The organism is Rhizobacter sp. OV335 (assembly GCF_900142965.1).
Taxonomy (GTDB): Bacteria; Pseudomonadota; Gammaproteobacteria; order Burkholderiales; family Burkholderiaceae_C; genus Rhizobacter.
Genome location: NZ_FRCQ01000005.1, coordinates 51,384 through 66,316 on the forward strand (window position 1 = coordinate 51,384; position 14,933 = coordinate 66,316).

Below are 14,933 nucleotides of genomic sequence, written 5' to 3' on the forward strand. Positions count from 1 at the left end.
CGACGGAGGAGAGCGATGAACCTGACGAAACGGGCTGCGGCCGAATTGATTGGAACCTTCTGGCTGGTGCTGGGCGGGTGCGGGAGCGCGGTGCTGGCCGCCGCCTTCCCGAACGTCGGTATCGGCCTGCTGGGGGTGTCGCTCGCGTTCGGCCTGACGGTGCTGACGATGGCCTTCACGATCGGCCACATCTCGGGCTGCCACCTGAACCCGGCGGTGTCGATCGGCCTGGTGGCCGGCGGGCGCTTCAAGGCGGCGGAGCTGCCGGCCTACATCGCGGCGCAGGTGATCGGCGGCGTGCTGGGTGCCGCGGTGCTGTACCTGATCGCAAGCGGCAAGGCCGGCTTCAGCCTGGCCGGCGGGTTGGCGTCGAACGGCTTCGGTGAACACTCGCCGGGCGGCTATTCGGTGATGGCGGCCTTCGTCTGCGAGGTCGTGATGACCGGCATGTTCCTCGTGATCATCATGGGTGCGACCGACAAGCGCGCGCCGGCCGGCTTCGCGCCGATCGCGATCGGGCTGGCGCTGACGCTGATCCACCTGATCAGCATCCCGGTGACCAACACCTCGGTGAACCCGGCGCGCAGCACCGGGCCGGCGCTGCTCGTCGGCGACTGGGCGCTGGCGCAGCTGTGGCTGTTCTGGGTCGCCCCGATCGGCGGCGCGGTGATCGGCGGCGTGCTGTACCGCTGGCTGGGCGGGTCCGACGACAAGGGCTGAGGCGACAAGGCCCGACATCGTTCTTTACACGCGGGCGGCCAACCCGCGGCTTGGCTGCGGCGTTGCTCCGGGGTGGCGCCGCGTCCGGCGCCCGGAGATGTCGATGAACCCGAAGCTTGCGCTGACGCGGCTCGCGTTGCTGGCCCTGGTGGGCAGCACCTTGTCCGGCTGCATCGTCTACCCACGGCCGTACTACGACCGGCCTTACGGTCCGCCGCCCGGCGCGGTCGTCGTGCCGCAGGCGCCACCGCCGCCGCGCTATTCGTACAACGACAACGGCCGCGGCCAGGTCACCAACATCGAGGTGCTGCGGCAGTACGAGCGGCCGACCGGCGGCGGGGCCGTGCTGGGCGGCATCGTCGGCGCCGCGGTGATCGGCGCGGTGATGGGCGGCCGCGGCGCGGGGGTCGTCGCCGGCGCGGTGGGCGGAGCGATCGTCGGCAACGAGATCGAGCGCAACCAGGCGCCGGCCTACGACACGTTCCGCATCACGGTGCGGCTGGACAGCGGCGTGTGGCGGCAGTTCGTCGTCACGCAGCCGAACGGCCTGCGCGTGGGCGACGCGGTGCGCGTCGAAGGCCCCCGGATCTTCCCCGGCTGATCTACAATCCGGCCTCCCACGAGCAGAGCAGCAAGGACCGAGGAAGGCACCATGGTTATGACACCGCGAACTACGCCGGATTTCAAGAAGGTTTAGTCGGCCGCGGCTCGTCACGTCTTTACTCGTCATCTCTCTCGAAGCGCGGCTCACCCCCGCGCTTTTTTGTTTTCAGGAGCTCCTTTCATGATTTCAGTCCAGTTGCCCGACGGTTCCCGACGCGAATTCCCCGGCCCGGTCACGGTGGCCGAGGTGGCGGCGTCGATCGGCACCGGCCTGGCGAAGGCGGCGCTCGCCGGGCGCGTCGGGCAGGGCGATGCGGCACGTGTCGTCGACACCAGCTACCGCATCGAGGCCGACACGGCGCTCGCGATCGTCACCGACAAGGACCCGGCCGGGCTGGACGTCATCCGCCACTCCACCGCCCACCTGCTGGCCTACGCGGTCAAGGAGCTGTTCCCCGAGGCCCAGGTCACGATCGGCCCGGTGATCGAGAACGGCTTCTTCTACGACTTCTCGTACAAGCGCCCGTTCACGCCGGACGACCTGGCGGCGATCGAGGCCAAGATGACCGAGCTCGCGAAGAAGGACGAGCGCGTCGAGCGCCGCGTGCTGCCGCGCGACGAGGCGGTGGCGTACTTCAAGAGCCTGGGCGAGCACTACAAGGCCGAGATCATCGCCAGCATCCCGTCGGACGAAGACGTCTCGCTGTACCGCGAAGGCAGGTTCGAGGACCTGTGCCGCGGCCCGCACGTGCCGAGCACCGGCCGGCTGAAGCACTTCAAGCTGATGAAGGTGGCCGGCGCCTACTGGCGCGGCGACCACCGCAACGAGATGCTGCAGCGCATCTACGGCACGGCCTGGGCCACCAAGGACGAGCTGCAGCAGTACCTGCACATGCTCGAAGAGGCCGAGAAGCGCGACCACCGCAAGATCGGCCGCGAGCTCGACCTGTTCCACCTCGATGAACATGCCCCCGGCCTGGTGTTCTGGCATGCCAAGGGCTGGTCGGTGTGGCAGCAGGTCGAGCAGTACATGCGCGCCGTCTACCGCGACAACGGCTACCAGGAGGTGAAGGGGCCGCAGATCCTCGACAAGGGGCTGTGGGAGAAGACCGGCCACTGGGGCAACTACCGCGACAACATGTTCGTGACCGAATCGGAAAAGCGCGACTACGCGCTGAAGCCGATGAACTGCCCCGGCCACGTGCTGATCTTCAATTCGCAGATGCGCAGCTACAAGGACCTGCCGATCCGCTACGGCGAGTTCGGCCAGTGCCACCGCAACGAACCGTCGGGCGCGCTGCACGGCATCATGCGGGTGCGCGGCTTCACGCAGGACGACGGCCACATCTTCTGCACCGAAGACCAGATCCTCGAGGAGTGCGTGGCCTACACGGCGCTGCTGCAGAAGGTCTACCAGGATTTCGGCTTCACCGAGATCATCTACAAGGTCGCGACCCGGCCGGAACACCGCGTCGGCTCCGATGCGTTCTGGGACAAGGCCGAGTTCGCGGTGATGGAGAGCCTGCGCCGCTCCGGCTGCGAGTTCATCATCTCCCCGGGCGACGGCGCCTTCTACGGCCCGAAGATCGAGTACACGCTGAAAGACGCGCTGGGCCGGCAGTGGCAATGCGGCACGATGCAGGTCGACTACAACACCGCCGAGCGCCTGGGCGGCGAGTACGTGACCGACACCAGCGGCCGCGCGCACCCGGTGATGCTGCACCGCGCCATCATCGGTAGCTTCGAGCGTTTCATCGGCATGTTGATCGAACACCACGCCGGCGCGCTGCCGGTCTGGCTCGCGCCGGTGCAGGTCGTGGTGGCCAGCATCACCGAGGCGCACGCCGACTACGCCCGGGAAGTCGCGAAAACACTTCAAAAACAAGGAGTTAGGGCGGAGAGTGATTTGCGCAACGAGAAGATCACGTATAAAATCCGCGAGCATTCCTTGCAAAAGGTCCCGTTCATCCTTGTCGTTGGCGAGAAGGAGAAGGCAATCGGGGCCGTTGCGGTGCGTGCCCGCGGCAACCAGGATCTCGGCGTGATGCCCTTGGACGACTTCGCAAAGAAGCTCGCCAGCGACATCGCCAACCGGGCCTGAAGTAAGGCAACTCCTGTCCGCTGGCGTTCATCGACATCCAAAGTTTGGGCTCCGCTGCCTCGGGGTCCGGTGAAAGGTAAGAACCATCGCTACTTTTGCTGACCGTCGCACTCCCAATGTGGAGCGCAAGCACCGCCTCAATCGTGAAATCATGGCGCCAGAGGTGCGGCTCAACGGTGTGGAGAACGAACCGCTCGGGATCGTCAACATCCAGGAGGCCCTGCGCATGGCGGGCGAACTGGACGTCGATCTGGTCGAAATCGCTGCTCAGGCCGATCCGCCGGTCTGCCGGCTGATGGACTACGGCAAGTTCAAATACCAAGAGCAGAAACGGGCAGCGGAAGCGAAGTCCAAACAGAAGGTCATCGAGATCAAGGAAGTCAAGTTCCGTCCGGGCACGGACGAGGGCGACTACCAGATCAAGATGCGCAACCTGCGCCGCTTCATCGAGGAAGACGGCGACAAGGGCAAGGTCACGCTGCGCTACCGCGGCCGCGAGATCACCCACCAGGACATCGGCATGCGCCTGCTGGAGCGCATTCGCGACGAACTGGCCGATGTGGCCGTCGTCGAGAACATGCCGAAGCTCGAAGGGCGCCAGATGATCATGGTGCTGGGTCCGAAGAAGCGTTGAAGTTTTGAGAGTTCAGCGCGCCGGTCTGGTCACCGGCGCGTTGCAAGAAGCCCCTCCAGGCCAACAAGACCGCAAGCTCTTTGCGGGCGCCTGGTGGAGCAACTAAAAAGGAGCAGTCATGCCCAAAATGAAGACCAAGAAGAGCGCTGCGAAGCGTTTCCGCGTTCGTCCGGGTGGCACCGTCAAGCGGGGCCAGGCGTTCAAGCGCCACATCCTCACGAAGAAGTCCACGAAGAACAAGCGCCACCTGCGTGGCTCTGTCGGCGTGCACGAGACCAACATGGGTCACATGGCTCAGATGCTGCCCTTCGCCGGGCTGTGATCTGCCACTGCTGATCTCACGGTTTCAGAAACACTTCTAGAAGGAGAAATCCATGCCTCGCGTCAAACGTGGTGTAACAGCCCGCGCTCGTCACAAGAAAATTCTCGCACTCGCCAAGGGTTACCGCGGCCGTCGCAAGAATGTGTTCCGCATCGCCAAGGAAGCGGTCATGCGCGCTGGGCAATATGCCTATCGCGATCGCCGCACCAAGAAGCGTGTGTTCCGCCAGCTCTGGATCGCGCGTATCAACGCCGCGGCCCGTGGCCTGGGCATCACCTACAGCAAGTTCATGAACGGCATGAAGAAGGCGTCGATCGAGATCGACCGCAAGGTTCTTGCCGACATGGCAGTCAACGATCCTGCCGCTTTCGGCAGCATCGTGGAGAAGGTGAAGGCCCAGCTCGCTTGATGTCGTGATCGCGCCGGTTCGCACACCCGCTGTGCTGCCGGTGCCACGCAAGTCCCCGCAGGCTGCTCGCAGCCGTCGGGGCAAGCTCTCCAAGGCCGACCTCGTGTGCGGCCTTTTTTGTTTCTTGAACCGACCATCCTCCCTCTACCGATGAACGACCTCGATCAACTGGTGCAGGTGGCGCACGCCGATTTCGCGCAGGCGACTGCACCTGCCGATCTGGAGAACGCGAAGGCGCGTTACCTCGGCAAGGCCGGTCGCGTGACCGAACTGCTGAAGTCGCTGGCCGGGCTGGCGGGCGACGAGAAGAAGTCGCGCGGCGCCGAGATCAACGCCGCGAAGCAGGCGATCGAGGCCGCGCTGAACGCTCGCCGCCAGGCGCTGGCCGATGCCGAGCTGCAGGCACAGCTGAAGGCCGAGTCGCTCGACGTGACGCTGCCCGGGCGCAAGCGCGGTGTCGGCAGCGTGCACCCGATCACGCGCACGATGGAGCGCATCGAGGCGATCTTCGGTTCGATGGGTTTCGACGTGGCCGACGGCCCCGAGATCGAGACCGACTGGTACAGCTTCACCGCCTTGAACAACCCGGAGAACCACCCGGCGCGTTCGATGCAGGACACCTTCTACGTCGACATGAAGGACGACGAAGGCCACTGGCTGAACCTGCGCCCGCACACCTCGCCGATGCAGGTGCGCCACGCCCGCGCGCATGCCGCGAAGTACGCCGGCCAGGCGCACATGCCCGACATCCGCGTGATCGCGCCGGGCCGCACCTTCCGCGTCGACAGCGATGCCACCCACTCGCCGATGTTCCACCAGGTCGAAGGCCTGTGGATCGGCGAGAACGTCAGCTTCAAGGACCTGAAGGCGATGTACCTGGATTTCATCCAGGCCTTCTTCGAGACCAGCGAGCTCGCGCTGCGCTTCCGCCCGAGCTATTTCCCGTTCACCGAGCCGAGCGCCGAGATCGACATCATGTTCGAGCGCGGGCCGCTGAAGGGCCGCTGGCTCGAGGTCTCCGGCTCCGGCCAGGTGCACCCGCAGGTGGTGCGCAACATGGGGCTCGACCCGGAGCGCTACGTCGGCTTCGCCTTCGGCTCGGGCATCGATCGCCTGGCGATGCTGCGCTACGGCGTCAGCGACCTGCGCCTGTTCTTCGACGGCGACCTGCGTTTCCTCAGCCAGTTCAAGTAACCAGCGGAAGACCCATCAATGCAATTCCCCGAGTCGTGGTTGCGTGAGTTCTGCAATCCGCCCCTTGAGACGGCGGCCCTGGCCGAGCTGCTGACGATGTCCGGCATGGAGGTCGAAGAGCTGCGCCCGGTGGCGCCGCCCTTCAGCCGCGTGGTCGTCGGTCGCGTCGTGTCGCTGGAGCGCCATCCGAATGCCGATCGGCTGAACGTCTGCCAGGTCGATGTCGGCAGCGGCACGCTGCTCAACATCGTGTGCGGCGCGCCGAATGTCGCTGCCGGCCTGAAGGTGCCGTGCGCGCTGGTGGGTGCCGTGCTTCCCCCAGGTGAGGACGGCAAGCCCTTCGAGATCAAGCTCGGCCAGCTGCGCGGCGTCGAGAGCCAGGGCATGCTGTGCTCGGCGCGCGAGCTGAAGCTGTCCGAGGACCACGGCGGGCTGCTGATCCTGGCCGAAGACGCGCCGATCGGCGAAGACATCCGCAAGCACCTGTCGCTCGACGACACGCTGTTCACGCTGAAGCTGACGCCGAACCTCGGGCACTGCCTGAGCGTGTTCGGCGTCGCGCGCGAAGTCTCCGCGCTGACCGGCGCGCCGCTGAAGGCGCCGGCCATCACGCCGGTGCCGGTGAAGCACCGCGACGTGCTGCCGGTCAGGATCGAGGCGCCGGACCTGTGCGGCCGCTTCTCCGGCCGCATCGTGCGCAAGGTCGACACCACCGCGAAGACACCGGCCTGGATGGTCGACCGCCTGGCGCGCTGCGGCCAGCGTTCGGTGACCGCGCTGGTCGACATCTCGAACTACGTGATGTTCGAGCTGGGCCGGCCGTCGCACATCTTCGACCTCGACAAGATCCACCACGGCCTGACCGTGCGCTGGGGCAAGCCGGGCGAGCAACTGAAGCTGCTGAACGGCAACACGATCGAGGTCGATGCCGCCGTCGGCGTGATCGCCGATGCCGAGGCGGTCGAGTCGCTCGCCGGCATCATGGGCGGCGATGCGACCTCGGTGTCCGATGCCACGCGCAACGTCTACGTCGAGGCCGCGTTCTGGTGGCCCGAGGCGGTGTCGGGCCGCTCGCGCCGCTTCAATTTCACGACCGATGCGGGACACCGCTTCGAGCGCGGCGTCGACCCGGCGCAGACGGTCGAGCACATCGAGCGCATCACGCAGCTGATCCTCGAGATCTGCGGCGGCGAGGCCGGTCCGATGGACGACCAGACCATCGCGCTGCCGGCGCGCAAGCCGGTCACGCTGCGCATCGCGCGTGCCGCGAAGGTGATCGGCATGCCGCTGACGCAGGCGCAATGCGTCGGCGTGATGGAGCGGCTCGGCCTGCCGTTCACGCAGGCCGAGGGCACGATCACCGTGACGCCGCCGAGCTGGCGCTTCGACCTGCTGATCGAGGAAGACCTGATCGAGGAAGTGATCCGCGTGCTCGGCTACCCGACGCTGCCGTCGACGCCGCCGCTCGCGCCGATCACGGCCAGCGTGCGCAGCGAATCGAAGCGCGGACCGCATGCCGTGCGCCACCTGCTGGCCGGCCTGGATTACCAGGAGACCATCAACTTCAGCTTCGTCGAAGAACGCTGGGAGCATGAGCTGGCCGGCAATGCCGACCCGATCCGCGTGCTGAACCCGATCGCGAGCCCGCTGTCGGTGATGCGCTCCAGCCTGATCGGCGGCCTGGTCAACGTGCTGCGCTTCAACCTGGCGCGCAAGACCTCGCGCGTGCGGGTGTTCGAATTCGGCCGCGTGTTCCGCCGCGATGCGACGGTCGCCAACGGTGCCGTCAGCGTCGCGGGCGTCGCGCAGCCGCTGCGGGTCGCGGGGCTGGCCTACGGTGGCGTCGATGCGCTGCAGTGGGCAGCGAAGGAGCGCCAGGTCGACTTCTTCGACGTGAAGGGCGACATCGAATCGCTGCTTGCGCCGCTGGCCGTCAGCTTCACGGCCGGCGAGCATCCGGCGCTGCACCCCGGGCGCTCGGCGCGCATCGAGGTCGACGGCCAGGCCATCGGCTTCGTCGGCGAGCTGCACCCGAAGTGGCGCCAGTCGTACGAATTGCCGCAGGCGCCGGTGGTGTTCGAACTCGACGCGTCGGCCTTGCTGCAGCGCCTGTTGCCGCAGTTCCAGCCGATCCCGAAGCAGCAGTCGGCCTGGCGCGACATCGCCGTGATCGCCGGCGAGCAGGTCACGCACGAGGCGCTGATGGACACGATCGCGGGCGTCGACCCGGGGCTGATCCGCTCGGCCCGGCTGTTCGACATCTACAAGCCGGCGACGCCGTCGGCCGACATGGCCGCCGGCGAGCGCAGCCTGGCGATCCGGCTCGAGCTGCTGGACGACACCGCGACGCTCACCGACGAGCGCATCGAAGCCGGGGTGCACCGGGTGCTGGACAACCTGAAGGCCCGCCTCGGCGTGCGCCTTCGCGGCTGAGCGGAGGCCGCGATGGACGACCACAACGACGACAAATCCCCCGCCCGCGTGCTGCTGCCGACGCTCGAGACGCCGACGCTGACCAAGGCCGAACTGGCCGAGCTGCTGTTCGAGCGGCTGGGCCTGAACAAGCGCGAATCGAAGGACATGGTCGAGGCTTTTTTCGACATCATCCACGGCACGCTGGTGAAGGGCGAGGACGTGAAGCTGTCGGGATTCGGTAATTTCAACATCCGGCGCAAGGCGCCGCGGCCCGGGCGCAACCCCCGAACCGGGGAATCCATACCGATCAAGGCCCGGAACGTTGTAACTTTTCACGCAAGTCACAAACTGAAAGGAGTTGTGCAGGGCGACATACCTGCGGGAGACGACTTCGAGTAAAGTCTTAGCTTTCTCTCTCGAACTCCTTGATTTCAATGGAGAAAGCGCTTCCCGCCATCCCTGCCAAACGCTACTTCACCATTGGTGAGGTGAGTGATTTGTGCGGCGTGAAGCCGTACGTGCTGCGCTATTGGGAACAGGAGTTCACGCAGCTCAAGCCGATGAAGCGCCGGGGCAACCGGCGCTACTACCAGCACCACGAGGTGTTGCTGATCCGGCGCATCCGCGAGCTGCTGTACGAGCAGGGCTTCACGATCAGCGGGGCCCGCAACCGGCTCACCGAGCTGGTCCATTCGCGGTCGTCTTCATCATCGTCGCCGGCTCCGATGGCCGACGCCGGACACGATGCGGAGCTCGACGGCGAACTCGACGCGATGGGGTCCGACTCCGAACTGCCGATCGACGGCGAACCGGAAGACGCGCCGATTCCACAACCGGTCGTGATCGTCGACGAGGTGTCGCTGACGCAGATGCGCGACGAGCTGATCTCGATCCGCCATCTGTTGCTCGCGTGAGGGCGGGTTGCCTCAGCTGAATCACCGGTTTTCCACGCTATACTGCGCGGCTTACGTCGGGGTGTAGCGCAGCCTGGTAGCGCACTTGCATGGGGTGCAAGGGGTCGCGAGTTCGAATCCCGCCACCCCGACCATAGAGATCGAAGCCATACCGGTTGGCCCCACCAACCAGCACGAAGAGAAGCCCGTTGAGGTCAAACGTGAGGTCCGTCACCTCAGGTTTGATTTTCGCGGGCTTCGTGCTTTTCCGATCCCTCCACGCGACTCTCCACGCGAGCATCCACCCGAACGAACACCCGCTGCAGCAGCACGCCGTGTTCCCGGCGCCCCGGTGCACCGCTCAGTCCGAACTGGCGGATCGCGCCGATGACGCGCACCGCTTCGATCAAGCTCGAGGTCTCGATCAAGCGGTAGACGCGGTGCTCGCTGTCCTCGACGCCGAAGATCATCTGCACGCCGTCAGGCCGGCTCGCCACGTCGATGGTGTCGAGGGCGTTCATCAGGGCTTCGTCTTCCACGGGATGGTGGCCATCGATGATCAGGCGGCTGCGCATGGTGCTGGGCTCGTACTGCTGAGGACGCGGACGATGTTCGAGCCATGCCGCCGCGCCGACCATCGGCGCCTTCCGACCTTCGCGTAGGAGCGGATCCCTTTGCAGCGCGAGGTCGATGACATGCGATGACACGCGGCCGCCGCGCGGATAGATTGGTGTCTGCCATGCCTGCACCCGTCCACACGCTGTCGACCAAGCCTCCCGCACACCCCGCTGCGCCACTCGGCGCGAGCGTGCCCTTGCCGCCGAGCAAGACGGTGCTGCTGCTGGTCGACTTCATCAACCCGCTCGAATTCCCGGAGGCCCGCCAGCTCGAAGCGGCAGCCGTCCATGCGGCAAAAGCTGCCGCAAGGCTGAAGGCCCGGCTCGCCCGCGCCGGCGTGACGACGATCTACGCGAACGACAACTACGGCCACTGGCGTTCCGACTTTCGCGAGCTGCTCGCGCATTGCGTCGAAGCGGGCGGCGTGTCGGGATGGATGGCGCAGGCGTTGGCCCCGTCGCCCCGCGACCTGGTGATCCTCAAGCCGCGGCATTCCGCGTTCTTCGCGACCCCGCTGGAGTTGCTGCTCGGCCAGATGCGCACCAAGCACCTGGTGATCGCGGGCCTCGCCGCGGACATCTGCGTGCAGCTCACCGCGATGGATGCCAACCTGCGCGGCTTCGAGCTGTGGGTCCCGAGCGACTGCACGGCGGCCGAGACCTCCAGCGGGTGCGCCGCGAGCCTCGGCTACATGAAGCGGGTGTTGAAGGCGCGCACCGCCAAGTCGACCGCGGGCTTGCCGGCCGGCTGGTGAACCAGCGGCTTCGGGAACACGGCTTGCCGCACTCCGGGTCAGGCGTTGCAGCCGCGACGCGAGGCCAGGAGAACGCGTTGAAAGCTCTCACCTACCACGGCTCGAACGATGTGCGTGTCGAGACCATGCCCGACCCGACGATCGCGGCGGACGACGACATCGTGCTGCGCGTCACCGCCACCGCCATCTGCGGATCGGATTTGCACATCTACCGCGGCAAGATCCCGGACATGAAGTCCGGCGACATCCTCGGCCACGAGTTCATGGGGGTCGTCGAGGCCGCAGGCCGTGGCGTCACGCGGCTCAGGCCGGGCGACCGCGTGGTGGTGCCGTTCACGATCTCGTGCGGTGACTGCTTCTTCTGCCAGCGCTCCTTGTTCGCGGCCTGCGAAACCACCAACCCCGGGCGCGGTGCCATCCTCAACAAGAAGAGCACGCGGCCGGGGGCCGGCCTGTTCGGCTACAGCCACCTGTACGGCGGCTATCCCGGCGGGCAGGCGGAGTTCGTGCGGGTGCCGCGCGCCAACGTCGGCCCGCTGGTCATTCCCGATTCGACGCTGAGCGACGAGCAGGTGCTGTTCCTCTCCGACATCCTGCCCACCGGCTACCAGGCGGTGCTGAATGCCGAGATCGGCCCACGCTCGACGGTCGCGATCTTCGGTGCCGGCCCGGTCGGCCTGATGGCCGCCGCCTGTGCGCGCATGCTGGGCGCCGACCGGATCTTCATGGTCGACCACCACCAGTACCGGCTCGACTTCGCGGCCGAGACCTATGGCGTCGAGCCGATCAACTTCGACGAGATCGAGGACCCGGCGGCCTTCATCATCGACAACACGAATTACCGGGGCGTCGACGCGACGATCGATGCCGTCGGTTTCGAAGCCAAGGGCAGCACCACCGAAACCGTGCTGACGACGCTGCGCCTCGAAGGTTCCAGCGGCGCTTCGCTGCGCCAGGCGATCGCGGCCACGCGCCGCGGCGGCATCGTCAGCGTGCCGGGCGTCTATGCCGGCTTCATCCACGGCTTCCTGTTCGGCGATGCGTTCGAGAAGGGCCTGACCTTCAAGGGCGGCCAGACCCATGCGCAGCGCTTCATGCCGGAGCTGCTCGACCGCATTGCCAACGGCGAGCTGCGGCCGGACACGATCATCAGCCACCGGATGCCGTTGAGCGAAGCCGCGGCCGGCTACCAGGTCTTCAACGAGAAGCGCGAAGCCTGCCGCAAGGTGGTGCTCGTGCCGGACTGAGCTGCGCCGCCGCGCAGCCGCCCACCAACATCCTCACAGGAGAACCCGCATGACCACCGATTCCACCCGTCCGCTCGCCGTCGTGACCGGCGCCTCGTCCGGCATCGGACGCGAACTCGCTTTGCTGTGCGCACAGAACCACCACGACCTGGTGATCGCCGCCGATGAAGGCCCGCTGGAGGAGGTCGCGCGGGAGCTGCGCACCGTGGGGGCGCAGGTCGATGTCGTGAAGGCCGACCTGGCCACGCTGGCCGGTGTCGACCAGCTGACGGCCACCATCGGCGGCCGCCCGGTCGCCGCGCTGCTCGCGAATGCCGGTCACGGCCTCGGCCATGCGTTCCTCGACCAGGACTTCAGCGCGGCGCGCCACGTGATCGACACCAACATCACCGGCACGCTCGACCTGCTGCACCGCGTGGGCCGCGACATGCGCCGCCGCAACGCGGGCCGCATCCTCGTCACCGGCTCGATCGCCGGGCTGATGCCGGGCGCCTTCCAGGCCGTCTACAACGGCACCAAGGCGTTCATCGATTCGTTCTGCTATGCGCTGCGCAACGAGCTGAAGGACAGCGGCGTCACCGTGACCTGCCTGATGCCGGGCCCGACCGACACTCATTTCTTCGAGCGCGCCGACTTGACCGACACCAAGGTCGCTGTCGACAAGAAGGCCGACCCGGCCGACGTGGCCCGCGCCGGCTTCGAGGCGATGATGGACGGCGACAGCGACGTGGTCGCCGGGTGGAAGAACAAGCTGCAGGCGATTCTTGCCAACGTCACGCCGGCCGAGATGCTGGCCCAGCAGCATCGCAAGATCGCAGAGCCGGGCTCCGGGCGAAGGGCCTGACGGCGACCGAACTCAGAGCGGGCGGCCGGTGCGCATCGTGCGCACCATGCCGTAGATCGCCGAGCACCCGACCAGGCCGTAGAAGAGGCGCAGGGCCAACGCGTTGTCGCCCATCGCGGCCACCACGCCGTCGATGCCGAAGACCGCGTAGAGCCCGAGGTTCAGTCCTCCGGCGAGCAACAGCACGAACGCGGTCCAGTCCAGCACGGTGACCGGTTCTTCGGTCGGGGGTTCGTCGCTCGACAGCGGGTTGATGTACGGCATGGTGGGTCTCCTCGCGGATGCACCCTGGGCACGGCAATCGGCGTTCCGCTCGCGGTTCACCCGGCCGGCAACCGGACAGCCACCGAGACGGCGGGCCGGGGACAAGGTACGCCGATTGCCCCAGGGTTGCTCGTCCATGGCACCCAGGGAGAAAAAATGATGCCTGCACTCGCGCGGCTGTTCACGCCGCTGATCTCGCTCAGCTGTCTCGTCGCGGCCGTGCCGTGCTCGCTGGCGGCCGATCCGCCTCCGCCCGACACCACCTACCGGCCCTTGCCGACCTTGCCGTTTTCTGCAGTCAAGTCCGCCGACGAGGCGCAGAAGCCGGCGGTGATGCAACGCCAGGCGGCCTTGCTGAACCAGCGCTACGACCTGGCGAATCGCCCGATGGCGGGCGTGATGATGTCCGGCGGCCGCCGTGCGGTGCAGGACGGCGTGCGCGTGCGGCTGTCGCCCGGCCAGAGCTGGGAGGGCCTCGGCCGCCTGACCCCGGCCGAGGTGCGCGAGCGCAACCTGCTGCCCGACGGCTTCAAGCCGCTGCCGCACGTCAAGCAGGCCACCGGCGGCCAGGTGTTCCCGACCCGGCAGATCGACGAGATCGCGCGCCTGGAGCAACGCGACCTGCGCCGCTTCGACGTCGACTTCGACCTGCCCGACCACCTGACGCCGGAGTTCCCGTCGCCGATCTTCCTGACCACGCACCCTGAGCTGGGCGATGTCTCGCGCGGCCAGGTGCTGGCGTTGACGAACTACTACGACATTTTGCTGGGCATCGTCACGCCGGTGCAGATGGAAGGCATGCGGCTGCTGCTGACGCCGTTTCCGCAGGAGGAGTTCAACCAGACCGAGGACCGCAAGGTCGCCGCACCCAGCCGCGGCGTGACCTGCATGGATTGCCACGTCAACTTCAACACCAATGCCGCGTTCCACCTGACGCCGGACCTGCGCCCGCAGGCGGCGCGCTTCCGGCTCGACAGCACCAGCCTGCGCGGCCTGTTCAACCAGCAGATCCACGGCTCCAAGCGTTCGCTGCGCTCGGTCGAAGATTTCACCGAATTCGAGCAGCGCACCGCCTACTTCAACGGCGACCACGTCAGTGCCGCGCGCAAGGGGGTGAACCTGCCCGACCGGGCCAGCCAGGTCGCGATGATGGCGCAGATGCAGAACATCATCGACTTCCCGCCGGCGCCCAAGCTCGACGCGGCGGGGCGGCTGGACCCGGCGCACGCGACGCAGAAGGAACTGGCGGGTGAGAAGCTGTTCACCGGCAAGGCGCGCTGCGCCGAGTGCCATGTGCCGGCCACCGCGTTCATGGACCAGCAGATGCACGACCTGAAGCTGGAGCGCTTCTACCGCACCGGCGTCGCCGCCAACGACCTCGTGCCGGTGCCCGACGGCCCGATCAAGACCTTCACGCTGCGCGGCATCAAGGACACGCCGCCGTACCTGCACGACGGCCGGCTGCTGACGCTGGCGGACACCGTCGAGTTCTTCAACCTGGTGCTGGGGCTGAAGTTGAGCCAGCCCGAGAAGGAGGCGCTCGTCAGCTACATGCTGACGCTTTAGTTCTTTCGCGGGTGTCGGTGCTGCAAAGGCGCGGGTGGGGAGGCTGTGGCTCGCCGGCCGGGTCGGTCTTCGCCCCTGGCGAGGCGAAGACTGCCCTCCGCTGACTGGCTTCATGGCCCGTCGCCGAAACTCCCGCCACTCACTTCGTTCGTTGTGGTCAAACAGTCGGCGACAAGTCAGTCCACGATCGCGCTTCGCGCGGGGCCATGAAGCCAGCCAGCTCCGGCGCCCCGTCCCTATTGGCGCTCCACAGCCTCCCCACCCGCGCCTTTGTGGCACCGCCCTGCTCATTGGGGGATGACAAGCAAAAGTGGGGACATGACGACCCCTCGCCCGGTGGGTACACCGG

At 66.9% G+C, this 14,933-nt stretch carries 16 protein-coding genes and 1 tRNA gene; 15 read left to right on the forward strand and 2 right to left on the reverse strand.

The window, feature by feature from the left end:
- Positions 1-15: 15 nt before the first annotated feature.
- From aqpZ to BUE42_RS07035, 11 genes are all read left to right on the forward strand, one after another.
- Positions 16-720 (forward strand): aquaporin Z, encoded by a 705-nt coding sequence (gene aqpZ / locus BUE42_RS06985; RefSeq protein ID WP_073463900.1) that lies wholly within the window; start codon positions 16-18, stop codon positions 718-720.
- A gap of 103 nt (positions 721-823) precedes the next feature.
- Positions 824-1,321: a hypothetical protein gene (locus tag BUE42_RS06990; RefSeq protein ID WP_143171347.1), complete on the forward strand. Its 498-nt coding sequence runs from the start codon at positions 824-826 to the stop codon at positions 1,319-1,321.
- Positions 1,322-1,504: 183 nt separating this feature from the next.
- Positions 1,505-3,424: a threonine--tRNA ligase gene (gene thrS, locus BUE42_RS06995; RefSeq protein ID WP_073463902.1), complete on the forward strand. Its 1,920-nt coding sequence runs from the start codon at positions 1,505-1,507 to the stop codon at positions 3,422-3,424.
- Between the two features lie 118 nt (positions 3,425-3,542).
- On the forward strand, positions 3,543-4,058 hold the full coding sequence (gene infC, locus BUE42_RS07000; RefSeq protein ID WP_255358641.1) for a translation initiation factor IF-3: 516 nt from the start codon (positions 3,543-3,545) through the stop codon (positions 4,056-4,058).
- A 118-nt stretch (positions 4,059-4,176) separates the two neighbouring features.
- Positions 4,177-4,380, forward strand: coding sequence for a 50S ribosomal protein L35 (gene rpmI / locus BUE42_RS07005; protein ID WP_056808404.1), 204 nt, complete (start codon positions 4,177-4,179; stop codon positions 4,378-4,380).
- Positions 4,381-4,432: 52 nt separating this feature from the next.
- A complete protein-coding gene (gene rplT, locus BUE42_RS07010) occupies positions 4,433-4,789 on the forward strand; it encodes a 50S ribosomal protein L20 (RefSeq protein ID WP_047511792.1) in 357 nt (118 codons plus the stop codon).
- 150 nt (positions 4,790-4,939) lie between these two features.
- Positions 4,940-5,983 (forward strand): phenylalanine--tRNA ligase subunit alpha, encoded by a 1,044-nt coding sequence (pheS, locus tag BUE42_RS07015; RefSeq protein ID WP_073463904.1) that lies wholly within the window; start codon positions 4,940-4,942, stop codon positions 5,981-5,983.
- Between the two features lie 18 nt (positions 5,984-6,001).
- A complete protein-coding gene (gene pheT / locus BUE42_RS07020) occupies positions 6,002-8,416 on the forward strand; it encodes a phenylalanine--tRNA ligase subunit beta (RefSeq protein WP_073463905.1) in 2,415 nt (804 codons plus the stop codon).
- A gap of 12 nt (positions 8,417-8,428) precedes the next feature.
- Positions 8,429-8,797, forward strand: coding sequence for an integration host factor subunit alpha (locus tag BUE42_RS07025; protein WP_047511799.1), 369 nt, complete (start codon positions 8,429-8,431; stop codon positions 8,795-8,797).
- Between the two features lie 35 nt (positions 8,798-8,832).
- Positions 8,833-9,312, forward strand: a complete 480-nt coding sequence (locus BUE42_RS07030) for a MerR family transcriptional regulator (protein WP_073463906.1) — start codon at positions 8,833-8,835, stop codon at positions 9,310-9,312.
- A gap of 57 nt (positions 9,313-9,369) precedes the next feature.
- Positions 9,370-9,446, forward strand: a tRNA-Pro gene (locus tag BUE42_RS07035).
- Between the two features lie 81 nt (positions 9,447-9,527).
- Here the strand turns inward: BUE42_RS07035 and BUE42_RS07040 are convergent.
- Positions 9,528-9,998, reverse strand: coding sequence for a hypothetical protein (locus BUE42_RS07040; protein ID WP_159445380.1), 471 nt, complete (start codon positions 9,996-9,998; stop codon positions 9,528-9,530).
- Positions 9,999-10,030: 32 nt separating this feature from the next.
- On the opposite strand from BUE42_RS07040, the gene BUE42_RS07045 reads away from it, so the two are divergent.
- The 3 genes from BUE42_RS07045 (at position 10,031) to BUE42_RS07055 (ending at position 12,754) form a co-directional block, all read left to right on the forward strand.
- Complete coding sequence (locus tag BUE42_RS07045; protein WP_083613940.1) at positions 10,031-10,663, forward strand: cysteine hydrolase family protein; 633 nt, start codon at positions 10,031-10,033, stop codon at positions 10,661-10,663.
- Between the two features lie 77 nt (positions 10,664-10,740).
- Complete coding sequence (locus BUE42_RS07050; protein ID WP_073463908.1) at positions 10,741-11,910, forward strand: zinc-dependent alcohol dehydrogenase; 1,170 nt, start codon at positions 10,741-10,743, stop codon at positions 11,908-11,910.
- Between the two features lie 49 nt (positions 11,911-11,959).
- Positions 11,960-12,754: an SDR family NAD(P)-dependent oxidoreductase gene (locus BUE42_RS07055; protein ID WP_073463909.1), complete on the forward strand. Its 795-nt coding sequence runs from the start codon at positions 11,960-11,962 to the stop codon at positions 12,752-12,754.
- A 12-nt stretch (positions 12,755-12,766) separates the two neighbouring features.
- Here BUE42_RS07055 and BUE42_RS32950 read toward each other — a convergent pair whose 3' ends face one another.
- A complete protein-coding gene (locus tag BUE42_RS32950; RefSeq protein WP_073463910.1) occupies positions 12,767-13,018 on the reverse strand; it encodes a DUF378 domain-containing protein in 252 nt (83 codons plus the stop codon).
- 156 nt (positions 13,019-13,174) lie between these two features.
- On the opposite strand from BUE42_RS32950, the gene BUE42_RS07065 reads away from it, so the two are divergent.
- Positions 13,175-14,584, forward strand: a complete 1,410-nt coding sequence (locus BUE42_RS07065; RefSeq protein ID WP_235002157.1) for a hypothetical protein — start codon at positions 13,175-13,177, stop codon at positions 14,582-14,584.
- The last annotated feature ends 349 nt before the right edge of the window (positions 14,585-14,933 follow it).